This window comes from Microbulbifer sp. (genome assembly GCF_051659245.1).
Classification (GTDB): Bacteria; Pseudomonadota; Gammaproteobacteria; order Pseudomonadales; family Cellvibrionaceae; genus Microbulbifer.
In genome coordinates this window covers 20,906-37,628 of sequence record NZ_JBOFOC010000075.1, presented here as the reverse complement: position 1 = coordinate 37,628, position 16,723 = coordinate 20,906, and the positions used below count along the sequence as shown (strand labels likewise).

Annotated in this window: 13 protein-coding genes; 6 read left to right on the top strand and 7 right to left on the bottom strand. The window is 60.5% G+C overall.

Going from position 1 to position 16,723, the window contains the following annotated elements:
- Positions 1-4 precede the first annotated feature (4 nt).
- From ACRC0P_RS07685 to ACRC0P_RS07675, 3 genes are all read right to left on the bottom strand, one after another.
- Positions 5-676 carry a GntR family transcriptional regulator gene (locus tag ACRC0P_RS07685; RefSeq protein WP_438629549.1) on the bottom strand — a complete coding sequence of 224 codons (672 nt, stop codon included), beginning with the start codon at positions 674-676 and terminating at the stop codon, positions 5-7.
- The gene (locus tag ACRC0P_RS07680; protein ID WP_438629547.1) at positions 673-1,782 is read right to left on the bottom strand and encodes a hypothetical protein; all 1,110 of its coding nucleotides are present in this window, start codon (positions 1,780-1,782) and stop codon (positions 673-675) included. Before ACRC0P_RS07680 ends, ACRC0P_RS07685 begins: the two co-directional genes overlap by 4 nt.
- A 66-nt stretch (positions 1,783-1,848) precedes the next feature.
- A complete protein-coding gene (locus ACRC0P_RS07675) occupies positions 1,849-2,289 on the bottom strand; it encodes a VOC family protein (RefSeq protein ID WP_438629545.1) in 441 nt (146 codons plus the stop codon).
- 73 nt (positions 2,290-2,362) lie between these two features.
- Here ACRC0P_RS07675 and ACRC0P_RS07670 point away from each other — a divergent pair, with 73 nt between their 5' ends.
- Both ACRC0P_RS07670 and ACRC0P_RS07665 read left to right on the top strand, forming a co-directional pair.
- Positions 2,363-3,526, top strand: coding sequence for an aminotransferase class V-fold PLP-dependent enzyme (locus ACRC0P_RS07670; protein WP_438629543.1), 1,164 nt, complete (start codon positions 2,363-2,365; stop codon positions 3,524-3,526).
- A gap of 203 nt (positions 3,527-3,729) precedes the next feature.
- Complete coding sequence (locus ACRC0P_RS07665) at positions 3,730-4,446, top strand: SIMPL domain-containing protein (protein ID WP_438629541.1); 717 nt, start codon at positions 3,730-3,732, stop codon at positions 4,444-4,446.
- Between the two features lie 23 nt (positions 4,447-4,469).
- Here the strand turns inward: ACRC0P_RS07665 and ACRC0P_RS07660 are convergent, their stop codons facing one another.
- From ACRC0P_RS07660 to ACRC0P_RS07645, 4 genes are all read right to left on the bottom strand, one after another.
- Complete coding sequence (locus ACRC0P_RS07660) at positions 4,470-5,831, bottom strand: amidohydrolase family protein (protein WP_438629539.1); 1,362 nt, start codon at positions 5,829-5,831, stop codon at positions 4,470-4,472.
- A 130-nt stretch (positions 5,832-5,961) separates the two neighbouring features.
- The gene (locus ACRC0P_RS07655) at positions 5,962-8,766 is read right to left on the bottom strand and encodes a M16 family metallopeptidase (RefSeq protein ID WP_438629537.1); all 2,805 of its coding nucleotides are present in this window, start codon (positions 8,764-8,766) and stop codon (positions 5,962-5,964) included.
- A gap of 475 nt (positions 8,767-9,241) precedes the next feature.
- Positions 9,242-9,697: a Spy/CpxP family protein refolding chaperone gene (locus tag ACRC0P_RS07650; RefSeq protein WP_438629535.1), complete on the bottom strand. Its 456-nt coding sequence runs from the start codon at positions 9,695-9,697 to the stop codon at positions 9,242-9,244.
- 288 nt (positions 9,698-9,985) lie between these two features.
- On the bottom strand, positions 9,986-11,062 hold the full coding sequence (locus ACRC0P_RS07645) for a Glu/Leu/Phe/Val dehydrogenase dimerization domain-containing protein (RefSeq protein ID WP_438629533.1): 1,077 nt from the start codon (positions 11,060-11,062) through the stop codon (positions 9,986-9,988).
- A 271-nt stretch (positions 11,063-11,333) separates the two neighbouring features.
- Between ACRC0P_RS07645 and ACRC0P_RS07640 the strand changes: the two genes are divergently transcribed.
- The 4 genes from ACRC0P_RS07640 to ACRC0P_RS07625 all read left to right on the top strand — a co-directional run bounded on the left by ACRC0P_RS07640 (position 11,334) and on the right by ACRC0P_RS07625 (position 16,649).
- The gene (locus ACRC0P_RS07640; protein ID WP_438629531.1) at positions 11,334-13,274 is read left to right on the top strand and encodes a VacB/RNase II family 3'-5' exoribonuclease; all 1,941 of its coding nucleotides are present in this window, start codon (positions 11,334-11,336) and stop codon (positions 13,272-13,274) included.
- Positions 13,275-13,437: 163 nt separating this feature from the next.
- On the top strand, positions 13,438-14,910 hold the full coding sequence (locus ACRC0P_RS07635; protein WP_438629529.1) for an aminoacyl-histidine dipeptidase: 1,473 nt from the start codon (positions 13,438-13,440) through the stop codon (positions 14,908-14,910).
- A 392-nt stretch (positions 14,911-15,302) separates the two neighbouring features.
- The gene (locus ACRC0P_RS07630) at positions 15,303-15,911 is read left to right on the top strand and encodes a class I SAM-dependent methyltransferase (protein WP_438629527.1); all 609 of its coding nucleotides are present in this window, start codon (positions 15,303-15,305) and stop codon (positions 15,909-15,911) included.
- Between the two features lie 75 nt (positions 15,912-15,986).
- Positions 15,987-16,649: a hypothetical protein gene (locus ACRC0P_RS07625; RefSeq protein WP_438629525.1), complete on the top strand. Its 663-nt coding sequence runs from the start codon at positions 15,987-15,989 to the stop codon at positions 16,647-16,649.
- Positions 16,650-16,723: the final 74 nt, after the last annotated feature.

The window sequence follows — 16,723 nt, the reverse complement described above, 5'->3', positions numbered from 1 at the left end:
CGGCCTACAGCAACTCTTCCGCGGAAATGGAGCCGAGCCCCTCTTCGATATCCTGGCGAATCGCCGTGCGCACCCGCTGCACGTCACCGGCGGCGATGGCGTCCAGCAGATCCCGGTGGCGGTCCGGCAGCTCCTGCACACCGAAACGCTGGAATACCAGGTGCTGCAGCGGCGCCGTCTGCAGCCACAGGCTCTCGATCAGCGACAGGATGATGTGCGGCCGCCCCAGGCGGTAGAGGGTGAAGTGGAACTCCAGGTTGGCGGTGACATACTCCTGTATGTCCCCCTCCTCCAGCGCCGCGGTGACCCGCTCGTCCAGCCGGCGCAGTTGCTCCAACTCCTCCGGGCCCACGAACGGCAGCGCCTGCTCTGCCGCCTGGCACTCCAGCGCCACCCGCGCCGCACATATCTCGGCGAGTTTCTCCGGAGTCATGCTGGGCACGGTCACCCGCCGGGTGTCGGAGAGCTCCAGGGCGCGCTCAGAGGTGAGCCGGCGCAGCGCCTCGCGCACCGGCATCGGACTGCAGTCCAGCTCTGCGGCCAGGCCGCGAATGGTGATCGAATGGCCGGGCAGGAATTTGCCTCGCAGGATGGCGTCGCGCACCTGGTAGTAGACCCGCTCCTGGGTGGTGCGGTACTCCTCCTGGGGGGCACTGAATTCCTGCTGTTCGCTCATGCAGCCGTGATCCTGGTCAATTTATGCGGCATATCGTCGACACCCACTTCGACCATCTGGTCCGCTATGGCGCCGGTTTGCCACAGCTCGTAAAAGTCGTCCGCCACCCGCTTGCTGGCTTCCACCACCGCGGTCCAGTAGCCCACCCGCTCCGTCTCGCTGAGCTTGTAGAAATCGTCGCGGTCGGGAATTCTGCCATGGGGCAGCTCGGCGGCGACAAACGCCGGCGACGGCGCCACCAGCAGGGTGTTCTGCATGACCCCGCCCCGCACCCAGCGCCAGGCAAAACGCTTGTCGAACCAACCGGGCACCATATAGGGAAAGAAGTGCGGATACAACGCCAACCCCTGCGGGTGCTCGAAACGCAGGTCGAAATGGTAATCGGTGATACCGCCGTCGCGGTAATTGCCCAGCGGCGCGCCCAGCGGGTTCTGCACCCCCGTCATCACCAGGGGGATGGAACCGCTGGCCAGCACCGCCGCACACACATTCTCCGCCGACAGCGGCGTGTCGATGGTGCGCAAATGCTGGAAACGCACCCCGGCGCTCTCCCCGGAGTGGAATACCACCCGGTCCCAGAAGGCACTCAGGGCGCGCCGCGACACCGCGTTGGCCAGTGCCGAGGCCAGCAGCGCCGGCGCCAGCAGCGCCCGCCGTTCGCTGGCCAGAGGGCCGCGGCCGCGAACGGCAACGAAATGGCTTTGCCAGACCGGATTCTCCGCCACCTGGCGGGCGCCCTCATCGCCCAGTACTTCGCGCAGTATCCGCTCCCCGGTGGCGGTGATGTCTGCCGGCGCGGGCCTGGCCGCGGCATAAGTCTGGTGGATATAGCCGTACTCCAGCCGCCCCAGGGCGCCCACGGAACCCTCCATCGCGTAACACATATTGCGGAAACTGCCGATGGAGGAGCCCAGACTGACGATGGGGTCGCGGCGGTCCCGGAAGAACTCGCCCATCAGCACCCGGTCCAGCTGACTGATGACCAGCCACTTGGGCCCGCCGGAGGCGCCCACCAAAGTGGAGAACTGCTCCTGGCGGAGCCCCTCCTCGCGAATACGTTTGGCCGCGGTGGCACCGGCCAGCAACACGCAGGATGATTTTTTCACTTCTATCCTCTGAACAAACCTCTTCGGGCGAACACCGGGTTCGCCGCTATCCATCGTGCCGACCACTCACCACTCGCCGGTGTTCTCCATCGAAGCCCAGGGCTCCTGCGGCTCCAGGGGCTCGCCCTTTTGCAGCAGCTCGATGGAGATGCCGTCCGGCGAGCGCACGAAGGCCATATGGCCATCGCGGGGCGGCCGGTTGATGGTGACGCCGCTGTCCATCAGCCGCTGGCAGGTTGCATAGATATTATCCACCCGGTAGGCCAGGTGGCCGAAGTTGCGCCCGCCAGTATAGGTCTCCGGGTCCCAGTTGTAGGTCAATTCCAGGCAGGGGCTCTTGTTTTCGCGGGCGCTGTCCGCATCCCCGGGGGCGGCGAGAAAAATCAGGCTGAAGCGTCCTTTGTCATGATCGCTGCGGCTGATCTGCTGCAGCCCCAGCTTTTCGCAATAAAACTTCAGCGATTCCTCCAGGTCCGATACCCGTACCATTGTGTGTAAATATTCCACTGCAACTCCTCCTTCTCTGCGACTACAATCGCGGGACAAAATAAAAGCATATCAACGTGGATACCAGCGCGAAATGTATCAAAAATATTATCGACAATTCCTGCAGGCTCCCAATCGCGGGGAACCTGCGCTGCATATGGCATGCCACTCCCACCACTACTGGCCCGACGTAACCCTGGAAGCGGTGCAGCAATACTGGCGCGACGCGGCGGCCCTGGCCGACAACAAATGGGGCTCTCTCTTCGAAGAGAAAATCCCCGCATGGCAGCGGGACGTCGCCCGCGTCCTCGGGCTGCCGGCACCGGAACGTATCGCCATTGCTCCCAACACCCACGAGCTGGTGTACCGCCTGCTCAGCGCCTTCGACCTGCACCAGCCGCTGCGCATTCTCACCACGGATGGCGAATTCTACAGCTTTGCCCGCCAGCTGCAGCGGCTGGAAGAGGAACCGAACGTCCGGGTCACGCGCATTCCCAAGGAGCCCTACGCCACCCTGGCGCAGCGCTTCGAGGAGGAACTGCACGGCGGCGACTATCAACTGGCCTACGCCAGCCAGGTTTTTTTCGACTCCGGCGTGGCGTTCCCGCGGTTGCTGGAGATCGCCGCGCGCAAACCCGAACGAACCGAGTTCACAATCGACGGTTACCACGCCTTCTTCGCCCGCCCCACCGACCTCGCCGCAGTGGCCGACAAGGTGTTCTACACCGCCGGCTCCTACAAATACCTGGGCGCCGGCGAGGGGCTCTGTTTCATGAGCATTCCCGCCAATTGTAGCCTGCGCCCGCTCAATACCGGCTGGTTCGCCGAGCTCGCGGAGCTGGAGAACCGCGCGGAGCGCGTGGCCTACGCGGACAACTGGCTGCGCTTTGCCGGCGCCACCATGGACTACTCCACCCTTTACAAGGGCCTGGCGATATTCCAGTTGTTCGAACGCGAGGGTATTACCGTGGAAAAGATCCACCGCTATGTACTGGCCGCCCAGCAGCGCTTCCTCGACACCATGGACAGCGCCGGACACCCGTTGCTGAACCGGGAGAATTTGATCCACCACGACCTGGAAAACGGCCACGGCCATTTCTTTACCTTCGACTGCGGCGACAGCGGGCGATCGGAGCAACTGCAGGAAGAACTGTTGTCCCGCCGCGTACTCTGCGACCGGCGCAAACAGCTGCTGCGCCTGGGCTTTGCCATTTATCATCCGGAAGGGGAAACTTACCGGCGGGTGTTTGTCTCTTAAAGGGTTTATACGGAAAATCGCATCTCACCTGAATGGCACTGACTTAAGCGCAAATGGCCTTATTTGTAGGGTGGATAAGCGAAGCGCATCCACCAGTTACAAGGCCTGAGGCGGCGGATGCGCTTCGCTTATCCGCCCTACGGGAGCCGGAAACCGCTTAAGTAAGTGCCATTCGCATCTCACCTGATCAAAAGGAAATCCCTATGAAGTTAAACACTCTGTTGATCGCAATTTTCGCTCTGTTTGTCTCAACCACCGCTGCAGCGGCCGACAATTTCGATATCGGCAAGGATGGCGTACTGCTGTCCGTCTCCTCCCGCGCGGAAGCCAGCCGCGCGCCGGACGTGGCCGATATTTCCGCCGGTGTGGTGACCGAAGACAAGGACAGCAATAAGGCGTTGCGCCAGAACGCCGAGCAGATGGACAAACTGATGGCCGCAATCAAACAGGCGGGCATCGCCGACAAGGATGTGCAGACCAGTGGCATCAGCCTCTCACCGCGCTACCAATACCACCAGAACAGGAAGCCCGAGATCACCGGCTACCGGGCCAGCAACACGGTCAATATCAAGGTGCGCGATATAGATCGCCTGGGCAAGGTACTGGACGCCATGGCCGCCGAGGGCGCCAATCAGATTAACGGCCCCAGCTTCGAAATCGGAGAGCCGGAGGCAGTGTACGACGAGGCCCGCCGCAAGGCGCTCAAACAGGCCCAGGCCCGCGCCGAGACCTACGCCGACGCTCTGGGCATGAAGGTGCGCCGCATCCTGAGCATCTCCGAAAACGGCAGCGCCGGCCCGCCCCGCCCGATGATGCGTATGGAAATGGCCACCGCCAAAGCCGACACCGCCACGCCGGTAGCGCCGGGGGAAACCACCCTGTCAGTGAACCTGGACCTGATGTTCGAACTGGGGAAATAAATTCAGTGACCGGTGAGCGATGATCAATGCGCGGCCGACGGGGTCACGGACAATTGGTCATTGTTCACCGATGATTGATTCTTGAATATCCGCCCGTCTTTCATCACAAACTGCACCCGCTGCAACTCGGTGATGTCCTCCAGCGGGTTGCCGGCCACGGCGATGATATCCGCCTTCTTGCCCTCGCTGATGCTGCCCAGCTCATCCTGGGCCTTGAGCAACTGAGCCGCGTTCCAGGTGGCGCTGCGGATGGCATCGGCGGGGGACATGCCGCCCTGCACCATCAGTGCGAATTCCTGCGCGTTGTCGCCGTGGCGGCTCACACCGGAATCGGTGCCGAAGGCAATCTTCACGCCGCGCCTGTGCGCCTCGGCAAAGGTCTCCTGGATCAGCGGGCCGATTCTCGCCGCCTTGGGGCGTACCAGGTCCGGAAAGAAACCTTCGATGGCCGCCTTTTGGGCCACCCAGTCCCCCGCCAGCAGGGTGGGTACGTACCAGGTATTGTGGCGCTTCATCAGGTTCATGGTTTCCTCGTCCATATAGGTGCCGTGCTCGATGGAATCCACACCGGCGCGAATCGCCCGCTCCATGCCCTCCTTGCCGTGGGCGTGCACCGCCACGGTAAAGCCATAATCCCTGGCGGTGGCCACGATCGCCTCCAGTTCATCATCCATAAACTGGGGGTTCTGACCGCTCTTGGCCACACTCAGCACGCCGCCGGTGGCGGTGATCTTGATCAGGTCGGCCCCGTCCTTGTAGCGCTGGCGCACCGCTTCGCGGGCACTGGCCGGGCCGTTTACAACCCCTTCCGCGGGACCGGGGCTGCCCATCAGGCTGTGGCGATGGCCGTTGGTGGGATCGGCGTGGCCTCCAGTGGTGGCGATGGATTTGCCCGCGGTAAAGATACGCGGTCCCTCGATGGTGCCCTTCTCAATGGCTTTGCGCAGGCTCACGGTTACATTGCCGCTGTCACCCAGATCCCGCACCGTGGTAAAGCCGGCGCGCAGGGTGCGCCCGGCGGTGTCCACAGCGCGCAGGGTGTAGTCCGCCGGATTCCAGGTGAAGGTCTCCATATAAGTGCGCGGACCGAACTCGAATGCCAGGTGTGTGTGCATATCCATCAGGCCCGGCAGCACCGTGTATTCCCGCAAATCCACCAGTTTTTCGCGGTCGCGCTTGGCGAAGCCTTTCTGCACCGACGCGATGCGCCCGTCCTCCACATGGATGGTGCGCTTTTGCAGCAGCTTGCCGCTTTCGCTGTCGAACAGCTGCCCCGCGTAAATCGCCAGCGTCTCCGCCACAGCCTGGGTGGCAAAGAGCCCGGCACACAGAGCCAGCAGGATGCCGGCCGCGCGAAGGTTTGTCGAATTGGTACTTGTTGTCATTTTCCCGCCTGCATCGTCCATCTATAAACGATGCACAATCTAACCCATCTGCGGAGCTGAGAGGAAGCCTCGATGAAAATCTATGAAAAAGTGCATAGGGACGAACTTTGTGTTCGTCCCTGGGCAATCGCTACTGCTCACCAATCACTGTAACCGGACCGATATCCAGCGCCTCCACCTCTTCCCGGATCTTGTCCAGGTCCCCCACCACCACCCAGGTAAACTGGTCCGGGGCGAGGAATTCCCGGGCTGCCGCTTCCACCTGCGGCTGGGTGAGCGACGCCACCCGCTGCGGATATTCGGCGAGATACTCCGGCGGCAGGCCCTTTTCCACCAGCCAGGAGATACCGGACAGCAGCTGCCCCTTGGTCTGGTAGCGGGCGCTCTGCTTGAGCACTTCGTCATCGCGATAGTCCGCCAGCTCATTCTCGCGCACCGGCTGGTCACCCAGGAAATCGCGATACTCCTTGAGCAGCTCCCGCATTGCCGGAGCGGTTTTGTCGGTCTGTACCGGAGCGAAGAGGATGTAGGGACGCTGGCCCACAGTATCCAGGGACACCGCACGGGCGCCGTAGGACCAGTTTTTGTCTTCGCGCAGGTTCATATTCACCCGCGATGTGAACTTGCCGGCGATAATATCGGCCATGGCGTCGAAGGCCTCGGCACCTTCAGGCCGCCAGGGGGGCATCACCAGGCCGGCCATTATGTAGCTCTGCTGGGCCCCCGGGCGGTCCAGCAGGTAAACCCTCGCCTTTTGCGGCCGATCCACGGCTGAAATATTCACTTCCGGCAGCGCTTTCCGCGGCGCCTTCCAACCGGAGAAGGCTTTGTTGAGCATGGGCTCGAGCTCCTTCCGGGTCACGTCCCCCACCACGGTCAGGGTGGCGCTGTCCGGGCGCACCCAGGTTTCGTGAAATGCCACCAGATCATCGCGGCCGATGGCCTCGACCCCTTCCACAGTGCCAGAGCCAGTCAACGGCGAGCCGTAGGGATGCTGCTCGCCGAACAGCAGCGGCGGCAGCGTGCGCATAGCCAGCCCCTGGGGCTGCGCCTTTTCCTGGGCGATGGCGTCGAGGCGGTTGGACTTCACCCGGACCAAGTCCTCCTCGGCAAAGAGCGGCTTGGTGACCACGTCCGCCAGCAAATCAAGGGAGGGCTCCAGTTGGTTCTTCAGCGCGGAGAGGCTGATGCTGTTGTAGTCCAGCCCGCTGCCGGCGGAAATATTCGCGCCCAGTTCCTCCTCCCGGGCGCTGAACTGCAGGCTGTCGTAATCGCCGGCGCCCTCGCTCAGCATGCGTGCGGCAATGGAGGCCAGTCCCGGCTTGTCGCCGTCCACGGCGGCGCCGCTGCGGAACTGGAGGTTCATGAACACCGCCGGGGTATCATGGCGCTCCGCCAACACCACTTTGAGGCCGTTGTCGAGAGTGAACGCCTGTTGTTGCGGCAGCTCCAGCTCCACGGTTTTGTCCACCGCCGGCAGTTTGGAGCGGTCCACCTCCTGCGAAGTGGACGAGTACTCCGGCTTGGGCTTGATGATCAACGTGTAGCTGTCGGCTTTCAGCCAGCGATTGGCAACTTCCTGCACTTCGGCGGCCGAGACCTCGGCATATTCTTGCAATCCGTCGATCAGGGCGGCGGGATCCCCGTAATAGAATTCCGAGCGAGCCAGGATGTCGCTCTTGCCGCCAAAGCCACCATTTTTTTCCAGGCCTTTGACCAGTTCGGCAAATTCACTCTGCTTGATACGACGCAGCTCCTCCACGTTCACCCCTTTTTGCGCGAATACCCGCAGCTCCTCGTTCAACAGTTCCTCGACCTTTTCCAGCGGCTGCCCGGGTTTTACGTCCACCACCACGATCAGCTGGCCCGCGAGCTGCCGCCCGTAATAAAAGGAACTCACATTGGTGGCCACCTGTTCGTCGCGCACCAGGCGGCGGTAGAGCAGTGAATTCTTGCGGTTGGCCAGCAGGGAGGCGAGCAGGTCCAGGGCATCCTCTTCCTTGCTGCCGATGGCCGGTACGTTCCACACTTTGTAGATACGGGCCTGCGGCACCTGGTCGAACAGGATTTCGCGCTTGTTGGGCTGCACGGGCAGTTCCCAGTTTTTCAACCGCGGCGGCACCGAGGTGCTGGGAATAGCACCGAAATACTGTCGCGCCTTGGCCATGGCCTGATCCACGGTGATATCGCCGGCGATCACCAGGATGGCGTTGGCGGGCTGGTAGTAGTCGGCGAACCACTGCTTCACATCTTCCAGGCTGGCCTGGTCCAGGTCCTCCATGGAGCCGATAGGGGTCCACGAATAGGGATGGAAGGGGGGAAAGGTACTCTCGGCGATGGTGTCGAATGCCTTGCCGTAGGGGGCGTTCTCCCCCTGGCGCTTTTCGTTTTTCACCACCCCGCGCTGTTCGTCGAGCTTTTCCTGGCTGATGGCGCCGCTGAAGTGCCCCATGCGGTCGGACTCCATCCACAGCGCCATATCCAGCGCCCCCACCGGCACGGTTTCAAAGTAATTGGTACGGTCGTTATTGGTAGTGCCGTTCATATCGGTGGCGCCGGAGCGCTGGAAGGGCTCGAAATATTCGCCGGGAAAATTTTCCGAACCGTTGAACATCAGGTGTTCGAACAGGTGCGCAAAACCGGTCTTGCCCGGCTTTTCGTCCTTGGACCCCACCTTGTACCAGACATTGACCGCCACTACCGGCACCTTGTGGTCTTCGTGCACGATCACCGTCAGGCCGTTGTCGAGGGTTTCCTTGTGGAAGGGAATCTCAAGTTCCGGCGGCTCAATATAAGCGGCGTTATCGGCCGCCGCCGCCTTGCTGCTGGCCGCGGCCTCCCGATCCACGGTCAGGGCGCGCGGGGGTTCGTCGCGCTCCCCGCAGGCGCCGAGCGCCAGGACGACAATCATCAAGATGGGGAAAAGTCTGGGCATATCGCTTATCTGTCTCGCTATGTTCTGGTTCTTCGCATTCGGCCCAGTGGCGCCGGGCAATGAAGTACCTGTCGGAATGAAAGCACTATAGACTCATTTCGGGCCCTTTTGGTTTCCAGCGGGCACTCGCCGACATTGACTGGCGGGTATCAATGGGACCGCAGGGGGCGAGGTGGCCCGGGACCGCGGTTGAGGATCGGCGCCTCAGATGGACGGGAAGGTGAAGGGTGCGGAATCCCCGGTGGCGTCGTCCAGGGCCAGGTGCACGGTCCCCCCGGCGGGTTGGAACCGCCGTCGATACCGGTGCGTTCGATCCCCCGGGGCAGTACCCGGAGGTTGGTGCCCAGGTCCCGCACCCAGTCCATGTTGCGCCTCGCGATGACACCCTGCCCCCTAGCGCAAAGGGTATCCGGGGGCTGGCCCCGGCCGGAACACTGCCCGTCAGCCGCACCTCCCTGTGCCGCTCCGGTCATTCCTAATCATCGTCATCCATGTCTTTGTGCTTCTCCTCCCAGCGCTTTTTCTTCTCGGCTTTCATCGCCTCGAACTTGGCTTTCTGTTCCTCGTTGAGAACTTTTTCAAAGCCCTTGAAGTGTTTGTCCATCAGCTGCATCTTGGCAACCTGCACCTTGCCCAGCTGTGCCCCCAGGTTATCCAGGGTGCCCTGGTCCGCGCCGGACTTTATGGCCTCCTTGACCTGTTTGTACAGAGCCCGGTTCTGTTCCTTGAGCGTCTTGCGCTCCGCCTTCATGGCATCGCGCAGGGCTTTCAGCTCATCCTTCTGCTCTTTTTTCAGGTCGAGCTTTTCCTCCCACTTTTCCATGTGTTCATGGATACGCTCGAAGTGGTCATGTGCCAGCACTTGCGTTGGTACCGCTGTTACCAAAGCTGCCAGAGCCATACCACCAATCGTCGATTTCCAGAGATTCATCGTTCACCTCACAGTGCGACTGGGAATGTCCCGCATACTCTAGAGTCGGCAGTGACAAAGCCCAAGGGAATCCACAGGTCTGATTTGCCGCAGGGGCGCTGGAAATATTAAGCCGGGATATCTATTTGGAATCGATCTATTTGCGTGGGAGAAAAGCGGCTATTGGCAAGGGCCAAGACCTTGTCCGAACAAAAAAATGGGCGCCGAAGCGCCCAATAAATACCTCCACAGAGAGAAGCTAACAACGAAATCGATGGCAGGCCCGGCTCAAATCGGCCCGCTTAAAATTTAGGCAGCTTCTGAGTCAGTTTTTTTTACTGCGTCCTCGTGTCCGAAGCGCTCCTCCGCCACCCGGTCTGCCACATGGGCGGTGGTCTCGCCGCTCTCTTCGGCGCGCTGGAAGACCTCCTGCAGGGTGGTGCCGATGGTCTCGATATGCTCCTGCACCTGCGCCGGGTCGTAACTGCCCTGCTGCTGGAAGTAGACATCGATGATGCCGCCGGCGTTGATCACATAGTCCGGGGCGTAGAGCACGCCCCTGTCGCGCAGTACTTCCGCGTGGCGCTCCTCCGCCAGCTGGTTGTTGGCTGCGCCGGCGATGGCGCCCACCTTCAGGCGGGCGATGGTGTCATCGTTGAGCACCGCACCCAGGGCGCAGGGGGCGAAAAGGTCCGCGTCCAGGTCGAAGATCTCGTCGGCGCCCACCGCCGTGGCACCCAGCTCATCGACTGCGCGATCGATATTGTCCTGGAAGATATCGGTGATATAGAGTTCGGCCCCCGCTTCTTTCAGCAGCCGGGCCAGGCGGAAACCCACATTGCCCACACCCTGCAGGGACACTTTCAGGCCGTTCAGATCGGTGCGGCCCCAGCGGTGCTCCGCCGCCGCCTTCAGGCCTACGAACACGCCGTAGGCGGTGGAGGGGGAAGGATCGCCGCCGTGCTCGGAACCGTGAACCACGCCGGATACATAGCGGGAGCGCTCGCCGATAATCTCCATATCCGCCACACTGGTGCCGGAATCCTCCGCGGTAATGTAGCGCCCGCCCAGGGTATTGATAAAATCCCCCATGGCGCGCAGCAGCTCCGGGGACTTGTCCTTGCGCGGATCGCCTATAATCACCGACTTGCCGCCGCCCAACTTTAGTCCGGCCATGGCGGACTTGTAGGTCATGCCGCGGGACAGGCGCAACACGTCGTTCAGCGCCTCGCCGTCGTCGGCGTAGGGCCACATGCGACAGCCGCCCAGTGAGGGTCCCAGATTGGTGTTGTGCACCGCGATAATCGCCTTCAGTCCGCTTTTGGCGTCCTGATAGAAAGCCACTTGTTCGTGCTTGTCATAGGCGGAATGGGAAAAAATACTCATTAATTGTTCCTCTCCGGAGGCCGGTTCTACAGCTGGGGGACAACCACAGCCTTTCTGCTTATATCGGAAGTAAGATTATATCCACCATTTGGATAGTGGCTTTGCAAATTTTGCGCAACAAGCCGACAAGGCGGTTAAAATATAACGCCATAGGCAAAATTTTAGGACAAAGGGTCACATGCAAACACCGGAGCCCTTGCAGTCATCGACTCTGGCCCGATAACCTGCTTCTGGTAGAATCCGCGCCCAAATTGACCCATGGACCACCCCGATGCTCGATGCCGACGCCCTCAAACAGCTCTCCCAACTGAAATCCGATATCCGCTCCAGCAAGGAGTTTGCCGAGGGCCGGGTGCGCGGCAGCAACGGCAAATTCGGCTTTGTGGTACTCGACGACGGCCGCGAGGCCTTCCTGCCGCCGCCGGAAATGGAGCGGGTCTTCCCCGGCGACCGGGTGCGCATCAGCCTCAGCGACGAAGGCAAAGGCAAGCTCTCCGCGGAGCTGGACACCCTGCTGGAATCCGAACTCAAATACCTGGTGGGCCAGTACGTCCAGCGCGGCCAGGGCCACTTCGTGCAGCCCAGCCAGAACGGCCTCAGCCGCTGGATCTTCCTGCCGCCCAAGGCCCGCGGTAAGGCGCGGCCCGGCGAGTTTATCGCCTGCACCGTCAACCGCCATCCGTTCAAGGACGGCAAGGCCCAGGCGCGGGTGGAAAGCGTGATCGGCAAGCCGGACATGCCCGGCATCGAGCACGCCTTCGTGGTCGCCCAGCACCAGCTGCCGGAGCGGTTCAGTGGCGCGGCGCTGAAACAAGCGGAGGAAATCAAAGGCAGGCTGGAGACCCTCACCGCGGAGCGCGGGGACCTGTCGGATATCGGCTTCGCCACCATCGATGCGGAGTCCACCCTGGATATGGACGACGCCCTCGCGGTCACCGAGCGGGACGGCGGCTGGACCCTGCATATCGCCGTGGCCGACCCCTCCAGCCTGATCGAGGCCGGCAGCCCGCTGGACAGGGAAGCCTTCAAGCGCGCCCACAGCCAGTACCTGCCCGGTGAAACTCTGCCCATGCTGCCCCCGGACCTGTGCGAAAACCTCTTCTCCCTGGTGGAGGGCGAACTGCGCCCGGCGCTGGTGCTGCACGTCGATATCGACAGCGACGGCACCCTCGGCGAGAGCCGCTACGAATTCGCCGCCATCCGCTCCCGGCACAAACTGAGCTACGACCAGGTCAGCCGATTTGTCGAGGGCGATGACAGCGCGGCGCCGGAGGCTCAGCACCAGAGCCTGCGCAGCCTAGCCGCAATGAGCGAGGCGCGGGCGGCCTATCGCGCAGGCCACTCGCTGATGATGGAGGATCGCCCCGACTACGAAATCCTGCTCAACGAACAGCGCAAGATCGAGCGCATCGAAAAGCGCGAGCGCAACATTGCCCAGCGCATGGTGGAGGAAGCCATGCTCGCCGCCAATATCTGCATGGGCCGCGAACTCGCCACCCTGGGCCGGGGCTGCTTCTCCGTGCACCTGGGCTTCCGCGACGAGCGCATGGGCGAAGTAAAAAGCCTGCTGAAGGAAGCCCTGCCCGAATACGCGGAGAAGGACCTGCACAAGCTGGAAAACTACCTGGCGCTGGTCAAACACCTGGAGGCACATCAGGAACCGGCGATGCACAACCTGCTCGCGGTCCTCAAGCGCATGCTGCGCCCCGGCCAGCTCAGCAACAGCGCCGCGCCGCACCTGGGCCTGGGCCTGGAGGCCTACGCCACCGTCACCTCGCCGATCCGCAAATACAACGACCTGCACAACCACCGCATACTGCGCGCCGCCGCCGAAGACCGCCAGCCCGAAACCCTGAGCGACGAGCAGATCGAAGCCCTGCAACAGAGCCTGGTCAATGGCCGCCAGGCCAACCGCGCCCTGGAACAGTGGCTCTACAGCCAGTTTATGCAGAACAAGGTCGGCCAGACCTTCAGCGGCAGGATCACCCTGGTCAACGGCGCCGGCCTCGGCGTGCGCCTTGACGACAACGGCATCGACGGCTTCGTACGCCTGAACAACAACAAGAAAAACCTGCCGGAATTTGACGGCAAACACCTGATCCTCACCCACAACGAAAAGACCTACCAGTTGGAGCAGCCGGTTACCGTGAAAGTCACCGCCGTGGACATCGACAAACGCCGCATCGCCCTGGCCCTGGCAGAAGCCGAATAACCCCGGGACCGCGGAGCTCCAGCTCCGCAAAAGCGCCGCAGGCGCTCCCGGGGGGAGAGGGCCACCCACCCGCAACAACCAGTAAGATTCCCAGCCCCCGAGCCAAAAGCCCGGCCGGCCAAAAACCTAAGTCGCCACCCCGACTCAGAAAAAAGGAACCCCCATGTCACCCATAGCCGAACTCAACCCCAAACCCCTCTGGCAACACTTCGCCAGACTCTGCCAAATCCCCCGCCCCTCCAAACACGAACAGAAGGTGGTGGAATATATCGTCGACTTCGCCAAAAAACGCGGCCTAGACGTCCAGTTGGACGAGATCGGCAATATCATCATCAAGAAGCCGGCCACCCCCGGCATGGAAGACCGCAAGACCCTCGCCCTGCAAAGCCACGTGGATATGGTCCCGCAGAAAAACGCCGACACTGACCACGACTTCCTTAAAGACCCCATCCGCCCCACTATCGACGGCGAATGGGTCACCGCCGAAGGCACCACCCTGGGCGCCGACAACGGCATCGGCGTAGCCGCCATCCTCGCGCTGATGGAATCCACCGATATCCCCCACGGCCCCCTGGAAGCCCTGCTCACCATCGACGAAGAAGCCGGCATGACCGGCGCCAAGAACCTGCAGCCCGGGCACTTTGAAGCGGAGCTGCTGCTCAACCTGGACACCGAGGACGAAGGCGAACTCTACGTGGGCTGCGCCGGCGGCGTGGACATCAATGCACAACTGCCCTATTCCGCCGAACCGGTGCCCGCAGACCACCAGGCATTCACACTGAGCGTACGCGGTTTGAGAGGCGGCCACTCCGGCCTGGATATCGACAAGGGCCGCGGCAACGCCAACAAAATCGCCAACCGCCTGATCGACACCGCCCAGCGCGAGATTCCCGAACTGCGCATCGCCGCCCTCGACGGCGGCAGCCTGCGCAACGCCATTCCGCGGGAATCTTTCAGCACCGTCACCGTGCCGGCGGATCTGGGAGTCAAACTGCAGAGAGCCATCGCCAGCGAATGCCACGCGATCATTCGCGAACTGGACAACGAAACCAAACTGGAAGTTGCCCTGGAGGCCGCCGAGGCCCCAGCCAGCGTGATGGACCAGGCCAGCCAGCAGAAGCTGATCCGCGCAATCCGCTGCTGCCCCAACGGCGTCGAGCGCATGAGCACCGCACTGGAGGCCATCGCCGACACCTCCAACAACCTGGCCCGCGTGGTAACTGAGGAAGCGGAAGGCAAGAACCAGGTCCGTATCCAATGCCTGGTACGCAGCCTCTCCGACAGCGCCCGCGACCAGCACGGCCTCAACGTCGCCGCCGCCTTCGAACTCGCCGGCGCCCACACCTCCCTGGACAACGCCTACCCCGGCTGGACGCCCAATATGCAGTCCCCGCTGCTGGCGTTGATGAAGGATGTCTACAAGGAGATGACCGGCGCAGAACCGGAAGTAAAAGTGATCCACGCCGGCCTCGAATGCGGCCTGCTGGCCAAGCCCTACCCCCACTGGGATATGGTCTCCTTCGGGCCCACCATCCGGCGGGCGCATTCGCCGGAGGAGCGGGTGCATATTGAGAGTGTGAGGAAATTCTGGGAGTACTTTCTGAAAGTGGTCGAAGCGATACCCAAAGCGCAGTAGCCCCCACTCAAGGCCCGAGCCCAGCCTGTGCTCGGGTCTGATCCCACCTCTTTTAACCTCCACCTACAAGTACCGTCGTACCATTCAGCTTCCCGATCCCGCCCTCAAGCCGTATTCAGTTGCCACCGGCTCTTGTTCACTCCAACAAACTTTATAAGTCATTGATTTTTATAAGGCTTGGCCTACGCAAATGAGCCAGAGCTCCTTCCGACTTAAATAGCCACAGGCTCGTGTTCACATTTGAAAGCCCAGCCGGATGTGCTTCAAGTGGCTGATATGCATGGATTTTTTAATAAGATCTGAGTACCCTTGTCCGACAACAAGAGCCCGGGGGATAAGGAGCCTATGGCTCGTGAATAAAACTGTTAGCGAGTTAACATCGGAGCAACAGTATGATTCCCGGAATACAGGGTTACGGCGAGCAAGCGGACGAACTAATTAAACGTTACGAAGCGGTTTCGTTTGAAGAAAAGCACCAGCCGGAACTACACGTTCTACCTGTATCGCCAGCTCTCATCTTAGATGTTGGCGCCGGCACAGGGGCTGATGCTGCGTGGTTTGCATCAAAAGGACACTCTGTTATAGCTGTAGAGCCGACCGACGAACTGCGCGAACCCGGTAAGGCTTTGCATCCTTCACCCGCAATCGAATGGGTAAAAGATAGCTTGCCTGACCTTGCCTTGGTGCTTGCGCGTAAGCAACAATTCGATGCCGTGATGCTCACTGCCGTTTGGATGCATCTGGACCGGGAGGAGCGCCGGAGGGGAATGCCAAAATTGAACTCACTGCTTGCTCCGGGCGGAGTCTTAGTTATAACACTTCGTCATGGGCCGGTGCCTGAAGGGAGAAGAATGTTCGACGTAGGTGAGGACGAAACTATTGCTTTAGCGAAAGCAAGCGGTCTACAGTCTATTCTTTGCACTCATACCGAATCAATTCAGGATTTTAACCGCGCCCAACATGTGACTTGGACCCGCCTAGCGTTTCGGCGGCCAGCTTGAGAGCGCTAACAAAGCCAATCGCGGCGAGCGCTGACGCGCCGCGTGTTGGCGACATTATGTTTCATTCGAGTTCATATGATTGATCGAAGATTTCAAATTGGGATACTTGTTGCCACGATAACTGCTCTTGTTATCGGGATATTCACCGTTCCCAACAAAGATTACACGAGTATCATTCACTCAATTTGTATTGGATTTGTTCTAAGTGCTATCTTTTACTTTGTTGTGGTTTATCTGCCTGAGTCACGCAGAAAGAAAATAATCTGCTCAGCATTCGCTGAACAATATAATCAATTTCGATCAAACTGCATAAGTACGTTTCTAATTTTGAGCGACTCACAGGAATACCAACAGCGGGAAAATCTACTAGATAAAGGTGAGTTCCAAAGATATTTCAAGAACAATAATACCGCAGGAAAAAACCGATGGGATGAAGTGGCAAATAGTATACAGAGAAATGAGTTTTATCTTCGAGAAATAGTATATGAGCTTCGTATATTCAATGAAGAAATTAAATACATAAGAAACACTATATATCTGGGGGATTCTGATGTTTTTAACTTTCTAAATCTATTTTCTCAATCTATTCACCGGTACGAATTAACTCAGCCTGAATACGATGAAATAAAATCTTTCTGCGGTTTTCTTTGGTCGCTGTTCACTGGGTGGAATTTTGTGGACGGGTATGAGAATAGAGATTACATTGAAAAAATGGTAGAAAAAGCCACAAAAACATAACCAGCGCATGTTGTCGGACTGGTTTTCCGCTGCGCTCGAAGCCAGCCGTAAATGCGGGCGTTATGGTCAGATAT

Bases quoted from the DNA above. Each gene is read 5' to 3' on its own strand.
- ACRC0P_RS07685 (WP_438629549.1), bottom strand. From the start codon at position 676: ATGAGCGAACAGCAGGAATTCAGTGCCCCCCAGGAGGAGTACCGCACC.
- ACRC0P_RS07670 (WP_438629543.1), top strand. From the start codon at position 2,363: ATGTATCAAAAATATTATCGACAATTCCTGCAGGCTCCCAATCGCGGG.
- ACRC0P_RS07665 (WP_438629541.1), top strand. From the start codon at position 3,730: ATGAAGTTAAACACTCTGTTGATCGCAATTTTCGCTCTGTTTGTCTCA.
- ACRC0P_RS07660 (WP_438629539.1), bottom strand. From the start codon at position 5,831: ATGACAACAAGTACCAATTCGACAAACCTTCGCGCGGCCGGCATCCTG.
- ACRC0P_RS07655 (WP_438629537.1), bottom strand. From the start codon at position 8,766: ATGCCCAGACTTTTCCCCATCTTGATGATTGTCGTCCTGGCGCTCGGC.
- ACRC0P_RS07650 (WP_438629535.1), bottom strand. From the start codon at position 9,697: ATGAATCTCTGGAAATCGACGATTGGTGGTATGGCTCTGGCAGCTTTG.
- ACRC0P_RS07645 (WP_438629533.1), bottom strand. From the start codon at position 11,062: ATGAGTATTTTTTCCCATTCCGCCTATGACAAGCACGAACAAGTGGCT.
- ACRC0P_RS07640 (WP_438629531.1), top strand. From the start codon at position 11,334: ATGCTCGATGCCGACGCCCTCAAACAGCTCTCCCAACTGAAATCCGAT.
- ACRC0P_RS07635 (WP_438629529.1), top strand. From the start codon at position 13,438: ATGTCACCCATAGCCGAACTCAACCCCAAACCCCTCTGGCAACACTTC.
- ACRC0P_RS07630 (WP_438629527.1), top strand. From the start codon at position 15,303: ATGATTCCCGGAATACAGGGTTACGGCGAGCAAGCGGACGAACTAATT.
- ACRC0P_RS07625 (WP_438629525.1), top strand. From the start codon at position 15,987: ATGATTGATCGAAGATTTCAAATTGGGATACTTGTTGCCACGATAACT.